The organism is Nostoc sp. (assembly GCF_036919615.1).
Taxonomy (GTDB): domain Bacteria; phylum Cyanobacteriota; class Cyanobacteriia; order Cyanobacteriales; family Nostocaceae; genus Nostoc.
The window spans coordinates 55,253-66,949 of sequence record NZ_JBALCN010000100.1 but is presented as its reverse complement, the minus strand read 5'-3'; the positions used below and the strand labels follow the sequence as shown (position 1 = coordinate 66,949).

Sequence of the window (11,697 nt, the reverse complement as noted above, 5' to 3'; positions counted from 1 at the left end):
TTAAGTATGTTTTTGAGTAGTACAGGGTTTTAGGCTCAATTGATATCCGATGTCAGGATATTGAATTAAAGGAAACGAATAAATTGAGTACTGCTATTATGCTCTAAAATATCCTATCTCTATTAAAGAGCAAGATTTACTTTCAGCCCCTACGTTCAAACAGGAGTATAAAGGTAAAGCAGACAGTAGTAGAAATTTTCAGGTAATTCTCAGCAGAAATTAATTTAATTATTAGTAAATGGATTTAGATTATTATTATAGAAAGATTTGCAGAGTTGATAAAGCGATGAAATAAAAATATTTAGCAATCTTTTTGGAATGGCTGCCCTTTTCATTGTAGGTATTCAACAGAGGTAAGTTCACATCAGCTATAACTAAATATGTAGCGGTTCACAGTGACTTTACATTTAGCAGTCTAATTTTATTTATAAAGCCTTCTTCAACACCTAAAAAGCAACCATAACAGTGAAGCAAATTATAAAAGTTTGGATAAATATAGACCCATTTTCCTTACAATCACGCCTCACGGTTGGTATTGCAACATTTTCAGCTTTGGTATTAGGTAGCCTCGCTACATGGACTAGTTGGAAAATGCAGCAAATTTTAGTTGATAGTCATAAGTATAACGTAGAACAAATCGCCAAGCGCTTGCCGCGAGATGTACAACTTTATAGTGAAATGATGCAACCTGAAACTGGGTTGCAAAAGGCTATTAATAATTTGGCAAATACTAACACATTATTATGGCTAAAAAGTCCTGATAATAAAATTTTAGTAAAATCTGCCACTTTAAATTTATTATCTGATACTACGGTAGCTGAGTTAATGTCCCTAACTAAGATGCCGATTAAACCACAAATTTACAAAGTAAACCAAAGCTACTTTGTTTTATGCGGTAGTTCTGTGCAAGTGCAGGGTAAGTTGCTCGGTGAGTTATTTGTAGTAAAGGATATTACCCGCGAACAGAGAATGTTTATGGTAATGGTGCAGAGTTTAGGTATTACTAGTATTTTGGCAATTATTGTTTTAACTGCTGCGATCGCATTTTATATCAAGCGTTCTCTGCAACCCCTGCGCCAGCTAAATCAAATGGCTTCTGTGATTTCAGCTGAAGATTTAGGACAAGCGCAGCTATATTTTGATAATGCACCTAGCGAAGTCAAAGAATTAGCTCAAACCTTAACCATGCTGTTATCACGTCTTTCCCAATCTTGGGAGCAAGAGCGACAATTTGTGAGTAATGTTTCTCACGAGTTACGCACACCCTTAACGATTGTACATGGTTATTTGCAAAGCGTTTTGCGAAGACAAAATAACTTAACCCAAACCCAACAAGAAGCTTTAGAAACTGCCGCATCGGAAGCTGAACGCACTATCCGCCTGCTACAAGATTTACTTGATTTAGCACGAGCAGATAGCGGTTACTTATACTTTCAAATGAAATATTATGTGCTGAATGACTTGGTTGAAGAAGTTGTCATGATGGCAGAAAAATATAGCGATCGCATAATTACAATTGAGTCAAATTTTTATCCAATTGAGATCAAAGCAGACTACAGTCGCCTCAAACAAGTATTATTGAATTTGATTGATAATGCTATTAAGTATTCCGAAGCTGATACATCTGTAATTTTTAAGTTAAATCAGCTTCCAGACAAGGCAATTATTCAAGTTTGTGACAAAGGCTATGGCATTCCTTTACAACACCAAGCACGGATTTTTGAGAGATTTTATCGCGTAGATGAATCCCGCTCTCATACTACTGGAGGTTGTGGTTTGGGTTTATCGATTGTCAAGACACTTATAGAAGGTATGGGGGGTAGTGTAAGTGTGCAATCAAAGTTAGGGGAAGGGAGTACGTTTACAATCAGTTTACCTACATATAAGAGTTCCATCTGATATCAAGCAGACATGATATTACAGTATTTAGTGATTTGATTGCACACATAGTGCAGATGACAGAGAAATTTGAGCATCGGGCAATCAATTTGGAAGTCACTCCGTTTCCTGTGAGAATAAAGGCAGGCTGAAATCAACTCATGCAGGTATAAAATCATTTAATTGCTAATGCAGTTAAATACTCGGATGCGGGCGAGCTAGTTACCTTGCAACTCATTCAGGCTAATGGTTGGGCAGTGATTCAACTTAGAGACAAAGATCATGGTATTCCCATATCGGAGCAGTCTCGCATTTTTGAACCCTTTTACTGAGTTGATCCTTCCCGCACTCGTTTGACTGGCAAAGCAGGCTTGGGTTTATCTATTGTGAAACACCTAGCCAAAGGTATGGGAGGCAAAATTGCCGTCCTTTCACAGCCAGGTTATGGTAGCACTTTTATTCGGAAATTACCTGCTTTAGGAGCAAAAATATGACAGCACATATCCTTTTGGTGGAAGATGAAGTCAAACTAGCACGATTTGTCGAATTAGAACTTAGTAGCGAAGGATACCAAGTAAGTGTAGCCCATGATGGCATTGCTGGTCTAACCCTGGCGCGAGACTCATCGCCAGATTTAGCGATTCTGGATTGGATGCTACCTGGACTGACAGGTTTAGAAATTTGTCGCCGTTTGCGAGCAACAGGCAGTACAGTACCAGTGATTTTGTTGACCGCAAAAGATGAAGTGAGCGATCGCGTAGCAGGATTAGATGCAGGAGCGGATGATTATGTAGTTAAGCCCTTCAGTATTGAGGAACTACTAGCTAGAATTCGCGCCCATCTCCGCCGCACGCAAGAAACACAGGAGGATTTGTTGCAATTTGAAGATTTAAGTTTAAATCGCCGCACCCGTGAAGTATTTCGGGATAAACGAAGCATTGAGTTAACAGCAAAAGAGTTTGACTTATTAGAATATCTCCTTTCACATCCCCGTCAGGTGTTTACTAGAGACCAAATTCTAGAGAAAGTTTGGGGTTACGACTTCATGGGTGATTCTAATATTATTGAGGTTTATATTCGTTATTTGCGACTCAAGTTGGAAGACAAAAATGAAAAGCGTTTGATTCATACAGTCCGTGGTGTAGGCTATGCATTACGGCAGCAATCGTTATGACTTGGTGATTTTGATAAAAAGCAACATATTTAAAGACAAGAGAGGATCATGAATAAAAAATGGGCTGTTAAACGACTGACAATAAATCTCACAAACGAGGAAATGAAGAAACTTGAACGCTACTGTGCTTTCACAGGAAGGCCAACAACAGATGTAGTTCGAGGATTACTCCGAGCTCTTGAGGTTGACAATACTGAAAACTCTGAGATGGAGGCAGCAGACTCAACAAGAACAGTTGGCAGTTGGTCAAAATCACAGTAACTATCCACTCGAATATCCCACCAAATCTCAGAAATCTGCTACCCTGATTTACCGACAGATAGGACTAAAAGATGATCAAGCACCTCTGACTGTCTTATTGTTATATCGTTTATTCCGAAGAAGCAGTTCTTGAACAGGGGTAGCAAGGGGGCACAAGAGAGTTATTGTTCAATAATTCTCTTTCCCCCCTAGCCTAAGTGCGATTCGTTGTGGATGAATCACGGTATTCAGTCCGTAAATAACTCCACCAATCAAATTTAACAATAGACCTGACTTTTTAGGTTATGTGGAAAAACCGACAAAAGACCTAACGTCTGAGCAAGCTTCCCTACAAGGGTTGGGCGAAAATTCAAAGCCTCTCCTCTAGAAAGCTATCCATTAGTCACATCTTTCTTAACAATTTTGAAACCATTGTTTTATAAGGCTCTCAACGGCTTGGATTTTTTTGCTAACTTGACAAATTTGCCCTTATTGTTCTCGATAAAAGCTCACTTTTATTGAGAATAAATCACGTAGCTTTAAGGCTTCCGAATTTGTGAACGTAGATGCATTCGCGGAGCGTCTGTCTGCGACACGCTGCGCGAACGTAGAGAAGCGGCTTGTCCTCTGAAATCACTTGAGCAAATGTTAAGAAAGATTTGGGTAGCGGTTCGTTTAATAAATATTAAGTGTATCTTCACGGAGAATTAGTATAAGTAGATAGATCTAAATAAATATAAGATAGTTCGTCATTGCGTTGGCGCAGCCTTCCCTTAATATAACGAAGTATTCGCAATGACATTTTATATTTAATTTCGCCCAGCTACTTACCTACTTAGCGATGATTACTCTTCTATCTACTGCGATCGCGTTCTAAATCTTCAATCACTTTTTGCAAATACCACTCGTCTGACATCCCAGGATAGTAATCCTGCTTCTGCTGAATCAATCGTTCAGCAATTTCCCAATATCCCCCAACCATTCGCAAAAGTCGCTGACGTAGCAGGTTATATTTTTGCTTTTTTGACTCAGGACTAAATTTTTGGATTTTTTCTAGGCTACTTAAAACTTGTTGATAATTTCCCCAGTCTTCTTGTTCACAAAAGATACTCGCCGCCTGTTGATAATCTTCCAGAGCGTTTTGCATTTCTTCTAAGCAAGTATAGGCAATGCCGCGATTGTAGTAAGCTTGAGCATCATCGGGATTAATTTGTAGTGCTTGGGTGTAATCTTGAATTGCACCGAGATAATTGCCCGTTGTCCGATAGGCATTACCTCTGGCAATATAGACTAAGGCATCTTCGGGTTGCATCTGGAGTGCTTGGTTAAGATCCGCGATCGCTCCTTGATGATCTCCCAATATAGAACGGGCTTTGCCTCGGTTGCGATAGACAATGGCATCTTGAAAATTTAGTCGCAATGCTTGATTAAAATCTGCGATCGCTTCTCGATAATTCCCCATTTTATAACGCACAACCCCACGACAGCAGTAAGCTTGGGCATCTTGCGGATCGGCTTTTAATACCCAGTTTAAATCGGCGAGCGCCTCTTGCGTATCTCCCTTTTCCGCCTTTTCTAATAATTGCGTAAAATAATCATTCGTGGATAAAATTGGCGCATTGGTGGAACGCGATTGCTCAACGGCAGTTTTTTCTGGGGATTGTAGCTGTTTAATTCGTTCCAGACACAGACGACAATTTTCTTTGTCCTGTTGCTCTAGATATAATTGTGCAGCCTTTTTAAAGTTAGCGATCGCATCTTGAATATAACCCTGTTTGCGCCGCACCATCCCCCGCAGATTATAAGCACCAGCATAATTGAGATTGAGACGAATAGCGCGTTCAACGTCCTCCAGCGCCCCCGGCAAATTTTTCAGCGCCACCCTTGCTAATCCACGACAATAATATGCCTCTACACTCTCAGGATTAAGCTTCAGGGCTTCAGTATAATCTGAAACAGCATTATGGATTGCTCCTGAGTCATAATGTGCCAAACCCCGTTGCAAGTAAGCTTCGGGAAAGTAAGGTGTCAGTTGTAAAGCATGGTTAAATTCCTCAATTGCTCCAGCGTAGTCTTTCTGCCTAGCTTTTTCCAATCCTCTTTTGTAGAATTCGTCATTCATGGCATTTGTTTGGTTGATTCAGTTAGTTGAATTTCAGTAGGCTTGCTTCGTAGCCTAACCTATCCACTCACCCTTAATATTCTAAGTATTCAGCGTAGCTTTGCTTCATTTCATATTTTCAGTGAATTAAAATGAACACACCGCTCTAAGAGGATGTTTGAAAAGTCCTCTTGTCGGTATCAAAAGTTCTAAATTCCTCTAAATTCCCTGATAAAAAGGGGGACTTTGTTCTGGTTACCCCCTTTTAAGGGGGGTGTAGGGGGGATCTAAAAGTGCCTAAAGTCACAGCAAAACACTTTTCAAAAAATCTCTAAGTTGTTATAAATAGAATTCACCCAATGGAATATTGTACACGTCCAGATTTGGGAGTTAGATTTACTGAAAATCCTGGCTAAAACTTTGATTACTCCTAATCAATAATAAGTTATACCCATAAAAATTAGAACTATCACAACAGGTATACCAATTCAATCTCTATAAGCTCAGGAAAAAATTGAGCAAGCTGATGACTTTGATCAGTAAACGCAGATTGTGTTTAAAAAATAAGCATATAATTGGCGACTTTAGTCATTAAGTTAAATAAACCACTATCAGCCTGATTATTTCAAGTTCCAAATAAAAAAGCTGGGGAAATGACTACATTCAATTCCCCATATCTCGTAAGTTGTAAAATATTTACAGTTAACTAAAATTATTCTGAAAGTAAGCTAGGAGAAGTCAGTACAAAAACATCCCAACTTCCTTGAGCATCAGTTTGTGGTTTTATGGGATTGGCGAAGTGGAAAAAATCATGATCATTAACCAATAAGAGTTCTCCCGGATTTAGAACTTTGCTAAACACAGGTTTTTCTTTTTTAGCAGTATACAAATGTGTTTCTCCACCTTCAATATTATCTCTATCTACTGAGAAGATGGCAATAAAATCAGTACCATCTTGATGGATACCTTCAGGCGCTGGATTACCCAAATTATCCGGTGAACAAATAATTCTAATTTGATGAACTCCGATTTCAGCTTCCGGATGAAGTTTACAAGAATCACTAAATGCTAAAACAAGATTTCTGAAAATATCAAGTTCTATGAGTGCATCATCTAATTCTGCAAACTCTCTTTTTACATCACCCACTAGTCGATTATGCTTTTTACTTTGAAAGAAGTAGCCATGAGGTAATTTGATTAACTGATTTCCAGAGACTGTGAACCGAGACAATCTTCTGGAACGATAATTGCCTTTAATATAAGGGTCAATAGGCATATTACTAAAAAATGGCTTGAAACCTTCTAGATTGATCGAATTTACTTTTCTTAAAGTAAACAGAAAAGCATATTCTAATTCTGTTGTTGTTCCCACTTTTTGCATAGGATTTACCTCCTTGCACGTTGAAATTTTCCCATATTTTTCTTTATGGGAGGCTTATAACACTTAGTATATGCTACTTTTTATTAAGATGTTGTCAATTTAACTACAAAATTTGGCACTCTGTGATATGGAATTTACTCAAATTCTGTCACAGGGCGGAGTAATGCTCATCGGTATATAAGTAGCTGCTGAAAAGATTTGCTGATGGGGGTTCAGTGGGGAAGAAATCGACGTATATTTACTAGCAGCAACAAGGTTCCATAATGATAGATTGGCTTTACCGTTACCCACCTTTGTATCCAGGTATTCTGCTAAAACGCTACAAGCGGTTTTTTGCTGACGTTCAACTTACTTCTGGCGAAATAGTAACAGCACACTGTCCCAATACAGGGCCAATGACTGGAGTCTCAACTCCCCAAAGTACGGTACAGCTTTCCAAAAGCGATAATCTTAACCGCAAATTGGCTTACACTTTAGAACTAATTCAAGTAAATGATAACGAGCCGACTTGGGTAGGCATAAATACTTTTTTGCCCAATCGAGTCGTAAAGCTAGCTTTGGCGAAACACCTTTTTCCAGAATTGGGCGACTATAGTCAAATCAAAGGCGAGGTGGTTTATGGACTAGATAAAAAAAGTCGAGTAGATTTTTTCTTGACGGGAAGTGATGAGGAACGCCCGATTTATTTAGAAGTGAAAAATACAACTTTGTCTCTTGGGAGATTAGCCTTATTTCCTGACACAGAGACTACAAGAGGACAAAAGCACTTGCGAGAATTAATGGCACTGCTACCTCTAACTCGTGCGGTGATGCTTTACTTTATTAATCGCAGTGATTGTACTGAGTTTTCCCCTGGCGATCGCACAGATCCTCTATATGGTAAATTATTACGGGATGCGATCGCACTTGGTTTAGAAGTCTTACCTTGCCGTTTTGACATTTCCCCCGAAGGTATCCGTTATTTAGGTTTGGCAAAACTAAAAATTTGATTAGATGTAATCAAACATTAGAGACGTTGCAATGCAACGTCTCTAAACGCATGAAACAATAAATCCATCTAGATATTGTCTAGATGGACTTATTGGTAGTTGGTATTTATTAAAAAACATCCAACCAGACTGTAATCAACAAACGATTATAAGTAGTCGCCACCTCAAAAATAGCATTCGCTATTCTAAGGTTTGCTTATGCAGGAATCAAAACTGTGTCAATCACGTGGATGACACCGTTATCAGCAGCAACATCTGCTGTTGCAACTTTTGCATCATTGATCTTAACGCCATTAGAAGCGTCAATTTTTACGTCTGAACCTTCAACTGTTTTAGCTGTCTTCAGTTTAGCTACATCAGCAGCCAGTACCTTGCCTGAGACAACATGATAGGTCAAGATTTTCTTGAGCTTTGGAATATCTTTCAGTAGTGCATCTACTGTACCTGCTGGAAGCTTGTTAAACGCTTCATCAGTGGGTGCGAAGACGGTGAATGGACCCTCACCTTTCAGTGTATCTACTAGACCAGCTGCTTGGATTGCTGCAACTAGTGTCGTGAAAGAACCATTATTAGTGGCAGTGTCAATTATGTTGGCCATGTGCTTTACCTAAGTTCTGTGTAACTTGTTACAAATCTAAACTATTTATTTCATAAAATCTATCTATCGTTAGACGTATCTCAAATCAATTTTTTGATTGATATCATGGAAGATTGTATATATTTTTATACAAGTAAAAAATTATATCTAATTGCTCTGGGCGAATGAGTCACAAGCACTCCTGGATGCGTAGTTTACCGCCGCAGGCATCGCTCCTTTTTCTACACAGATGTAGGTAGGGGCGATCGCTGTTCACTAGTATCAACACAGCATTTTTTTACCAAAAAAGTTAGATGAAAAAATGGGTAAAGGCATTTTGATTGAAAAAAGTTGGTATAAGCTAGGGTTTTCGCTATTTAGGAGTTACATAAAATTTTTTAATATAACTCTTGCTAAATAGCCAATGTAGAGCTTCTTCAGTATTTATATTCCTTTGCCCTAGCCATTTGTCAGGAGTTTATCACCAAGAATATTGGTAAACAGCGTATTTAACTGATATTATTTCATCACCAGACAGATTTCACTCATTGTTTGTGTAGTCCTACTTGGAAATAATAAATTCCCATCACACTAATGTTTTTAGCAATTGTGATTGGCTATTTATTTCCAGAATTGATTATACGTAGGACTTACGCAAAAACCCTATGAAAGTCTCATCTTTCTGTTTCCTCTACCTTTTGTGTAGTTGGTTTTTCTGTTGGCCATGCGTAAGTCCTGTATGTAAATAATGAGACCTTTAGGTAATATTTTCCCCAAACTATAACTTTCATGAAAAGAAGAAGACTTATTGCTTGGATTGCTACGGCAGTTACTAGCATGATGCTGGTAATTGGCTTACAGTTTGTCAATTTTTCACCAGCAAGTTCCGCAACCACACTTAACGTGTATGCGGCTGTCAGCTTAACAAATGCGCTGAATGCAATTAAGACTCAGTACCAAAATGCTAACCCAGGTGTCAACGTTGTTTATACATTTGGTGCTTCTGGTACCTTGCTCAAGCAAATACAAGCAGGAGCACGAGCAGATATTTTCATTTCTGCTGCCAACGACCAAATAAATGTTTTGCAGAATTCAACTCCAAGTAAATTGGTTGCAGGTAGTCGTAAAAACGTCGTCAAAAACAGTCTAGTTTTGATTGTTCCTACGACATTTCCGATTAGTGCTGGTAGTGCAGGTCTCACTAGCTTCAATGGGTTGACCAACGCCAACATTACTGGCATTGCTATAGGTGATTACAGAGGTACTCCCGCAGTTGTGCCAGCCGGAAATTATGCCAAACAAGTTCTGACTAAGCGAGGTCTTTTCACTACTCTAAGTCCTAAATTATACCTTGCTAGCAATGTGCGTAACGTTTTAACTGCTGTTGAAAATAAAACTCTTGTAGTTGGAGGTGTAGCTAAAACTATCAGCGCAGGTATTGTTTACAAAACCGATGCTGCCATTTCTAACAAGGTAAGAGTTGTAGACAGTGCGAGAGTAGCAGAGAGTGATACGATTATCTATCCACTGGGTATACTTACCAGAACTAAAGTTTTATCCACGGCACAAAGTTTTTCTAACTACTTAAGTGGTAGTACTGCCAAGAATATCTTCAAAAATAATTATGGCTTTGTCGTGCCTTAATGACTGCAAACTAAATCAATTAAGTACTCGTTGTCGTGAATTTTGAACTATTTGGAGTAATGTCTCGTGAAGTTCACTAAAAAACTCTCAATTATTGTTTGTAGTCTGAGCACTGCCTTGCTTCATACTGCTGTGATTACCAATACTTATAAGTCAGTAGCACAAGCGGAAGGAAAAGAGTTAGTTTATAACGGGGGATTTGAAATCGACCCTCTGGCAGATCCTAATAATCCTAACGGTGTAAATCCTAATGTTACTGGATGGCTTAAATCTGGCGCTCCAGGTACTACAATTAGCAACTTTCCTCACACTGGTAACCAAGGTTTATCGCTTGGTGCATTTTCAGGCATTAGCTACATATCACAGACTATCCCTACAGTTGTTGGTCGACACTACCAACTTACTTACTATTTTGCATCCATAGAGGAGCCACCTGACCTTGAGAATAAATTTCAGGTTTTTATAGGTGGAAAGAAGGTTTCTGTTAAAAAGGATACTGCTTTTCAACCTTATACGCGATACACCTTAGATTTTAGAGCAAAAAGAAGATCCACAGAGATAAAGTTTGGTTCCCTAGCAAAGTATGCGTTTTTATATTTGGATGATGTGAGTGTCAAATCTACACCTTAACAATCAAGGAGAAAACAATGGGGATAAATAAACCACAGATGACAAGCTAACCTTATTGTCTTAGAAGCCCAAGCAATGTCTGGCTCCATAGTGTCGAGAATACCACTGAAATTCATCTGATTAAAAAACTCCATTATGAGTTTATAGAGAGATTTACTTAAGTGGATGAATTATTATCCATATCAATAGCTAACTCTCAGAAACCAGAATAAAATGTTTAGTTTGATTGACACTACCTAGAGCCAGCATGGATATAACTATCAACTTGTTTTAATTGTCGGAATTTGGAATTATTTGGAGTCAAGTTTTATGAAGTTAACTAAAAAACTCTCAATTATTGCTTTTAGTTTTACTACTACCTTAATTAGCACTGCTGTGATTACTAATATTTATAATGCAGGAGCACAAGCAGCAGAACTTGTTAAAAACGGAAGCTTTGAACTCGACCAACTCGTAGATCCTAATGATCCTAACGTTACAAATCCTAATATTACAGACTGGACTAAGTCTGGTAATCCAATGGATATATCAGGGATAAGAATAAGCAATTTTCCTCAGCATGATAGTGGTAATCAGGGCTTATCACTTAGTGGATTTATAGACCTCAGCTACATATCACAGACTCTTTCTACACAACCTGGTCAGCAATACGAACTTAGTTACCATTTAGCATCTATAGATGAGGCCCCTAACCTTGATAATCAATTTCAGACATTTGTAGGTGGAAATAAGATTTTTGATCAAAAAGACATTTCTTTTCAACCATACACACAATATAATTTCAATTTCACAGCAGACACATCATCCACAGAGTTAAAGTTTGGAAATTGGGATAAAGATGGATTCTTATACTTGGATAATGTGAGTGTAAAACCTTTGACTGTGCCTGAGCCATCAACAATTGGAGGAGTAGCAGTTGCTGGTTTATTGGGAATATGGCTGAAGAAAAAGAAGGCAATTAGCTAGAAAGAATAGCCCTTTTTTGTTACTCTCGGAAAACAACAGAGCGAACTCTACACAACTTAACTGAAAAGGTGGATCACCGAATAGCCTGTCGTAGAGTTCGCCTTACTTTTTTGATAG

The 11,697-nt window shown here is 38.4% G+C and carries 10 protein-coding genes and 2 pseudogenes; 9 read left to right on the top strand and 3 right to left on the bottom strand.

The features are described 5' to 3' along the window. Positions 1-465: 465 nt before the first annotated feature. The 4 genes and pseudogenes from V7K48_RS31110 (at position 466) to V7K48_RS31095 (ending at position 3,313) form a co-directional block, all read left to right on the top strand. Positions 466-1,899, top strand: coding sequence for a sensor histidine kinase (locus tag V7K48_RS31110; protein WP_335078595.1), 1,434 nt, complete (start codon positions 466-468; stop codon positions 1,897-1,899). Positions 1,900-2,060: 161 nt separating this feature from the next. Continuing rightward, positions 2,061-2,372 (top strand): annotated as a pseudogene (locus tag V7K48_RS31105) (sensor histidine kinase). Beyond that, positions 2,369-3,052, top strand: a complete 684-nt coding sequence (locus V7K48_RS31100; protein ID WP_335078593.1) for a response regulator transcription factor — start codon at positions 2,369-2,371, stop codon at positions 3,050-3,052. Before V7K48_RS31105 ends, V7K48_RS31100 begins: the two are co-directional and overlap by 4 nt. Before the next feature lie 48 nt (positions 3,053-3,100). Further along, complete coding sequence (locus V7K48_RS31095; RefSeq protein WP_335078591.1) at positions 3,101-3,313, top strand: CopG family transcriptional regulator; 213 nt, start codon at positions 3,101-3,103, stop codon at positions 3,311-3,313. An 832-nt stretch (positions 3,314-4,145) separates the two neighbouring features. Here the strand turns inward: V7K48_RS31095 and V7K48_RS31090 are convergent. Further along, positions 4,146-5,414: a tetratricopeptide repeat protein gene (locus V7K48_RS31090; protein ID WP_335078588.1), complete on the bottom strand. Its 1,269-nt coding sequence runs from the start codon at positions 5,412-5,414 to the stop codon at positions 4,146-4,148. Positions 5,415-5,968: 554 nt separating this feature from the next. Here V7K48_RS31090 and V7K48_RS31085 point away from each other — a divergent pair. Then, positions 5,969-6,103, top strand: a pseudogene (locus tag V7K48_RS31085) (DUF711 family protein); the annotation flags it as partial. Positions 6,104-6,105: 2 nt separating this feature from the next. On the opposite strand, the gene V7K48_RS31080 reads toward V7K48_RS31085, so the two are convergent. Further along, positions 6,106-6,774 (bottom strand): 2OG-Fe dioxygenase family protein, encoded by a 669-nt coding sequence (locus V7K48_RS31080; protein WP_335078586.1) that lies wholly within the window; start codon positions 6,772-6,774, stop codon positions 6,106-6,108. 263 nt (positions 6,775-7,037) lie between these two features. Between V7K48_RS31080 and sfsA the strand changes: the two genes are divergently transcribed. Beyond that, a complete protein-coding gene (gene sfsA, locus V7K48_RS31075; RefSeq protein ID WP_335078584.1) occupies positions 7,038-7,763 on the top strand; it encodes a DNA/RNA nuclease SfsA in 726 nt (241 codons plus the stop codon). 196 nt (positions 7,764-7,959) lie between these two features. On the opposite strand, the gene V7K48_RS31070 is transcribed toward sfsA, so the two are convergent. Next, on the bottom strand, positions 7,960-8,361 hold the full coding sequence (locus V7K48_RS31070; protein WP_335078582.1) for a fasciclin domain-containing protein: 402 nt from the start codon (positions 8,359-8,361) through the stop codon (positions 7,960-7,962). 768 nt (positions 8,362-9,129) lie between these two features. Here V7K48_RS31070 and modA point away from each other — a divergent pair. The 3 genes from modA (at position 9,130) to V7K48_RS31055 (ending at position 11,580) form a co-directional block, all read left to right on the top strand. Further along, positions 9,130-9,984, top strand: a complete 855-nt coding sequence (gene modA / locus V7K48_RS31065; protein WP_335078580.1) for a molybdate ABC transporter substrate-binding protein — start codon at positions 9,130-9,132, stop codon at positions 9,982-9,984. 66 nt (positions 9,985-10,050) lie between these two features. Then, complete coding sequence (locus V7K48_RS31060) at positions 10,051-10,614, top strand: hypothetical protein (RefSeq protein ID WP_335078578.1); 564 nt, start codon at positions 10,051-10,053, stop codon at positions 10,612-10,614. Positions 10,615-10,923: 309 nt separating this feature from the next. Beyond that, positions 10,924-11,580, top strand: coding sequence for a PEP-CTERM sorting domain-containing protein (locus V7K48_RS31055; RefSeq protein WP_335078576.1), 657 nt, complete (start codon positions 10,924-10,926; stop codon positions 11,578-11,580). Positions 11,581-11,697 lie beyond the last annotated feature (117 nt).

Bases quoted from the DNA above. Each gene is read 5' to 3' on its own strand.
- V7K48_RS31055 (WP_335078576.1), top strand. From the start codon at position 10,924: ATGAAGTTAACTAAAAAACTCTCAATTATTGCTTTTAGTTTTACTACT.
- V7K48_RS31095 (WP_335078591.1), top strand. From the start codon at position 3,101: ATGAATAAAAAATGGGCTGTTAAACGACTGACAATAAATCTCACAAAC.
- V7K48_RS31080 (WP_335078586.1), bottom strand. From the start codon at position 6,774: ATGCAAAAAGTGGGAACAACAACAGAATTAGAATATGCTTTTCTGTTT.
- V7K48_RS31090 (WP_335078588.1), bottom strand. From the start codon at position 5,414: ATGAATGACGAATTCTACAAAAGAGGATTGGAAAAAGCTAGGCAGAAA.
- modA (WP_335078580.1), top strand. From the start codon at position 9,130: ATGAAAAGAAGAAGACTTATTGCTTGGATTGCTACGGCAGTTACTAGC.
- V7K48_RS31070 (WP_335078582.1), bottom strand. From the start codon at position 8,361: ATGGCCAACATAATTGACACTGCCACTAATAATGGTTCTTTCACGACA.
- V7K48_RS31100 (WP_335078593.1), top strand. From the start codon at position 2,369: ATGACAGCACATATCCTTTTGGTGGAAGATGAAGTCAAACTAGCACGA.
- sfsA (WP_335078584.1), top strand. From the start codon at position 7,038: ATGATAGATTGGCTTTACCGTTACCCACCTTTGTATCCAGGTATTCTG.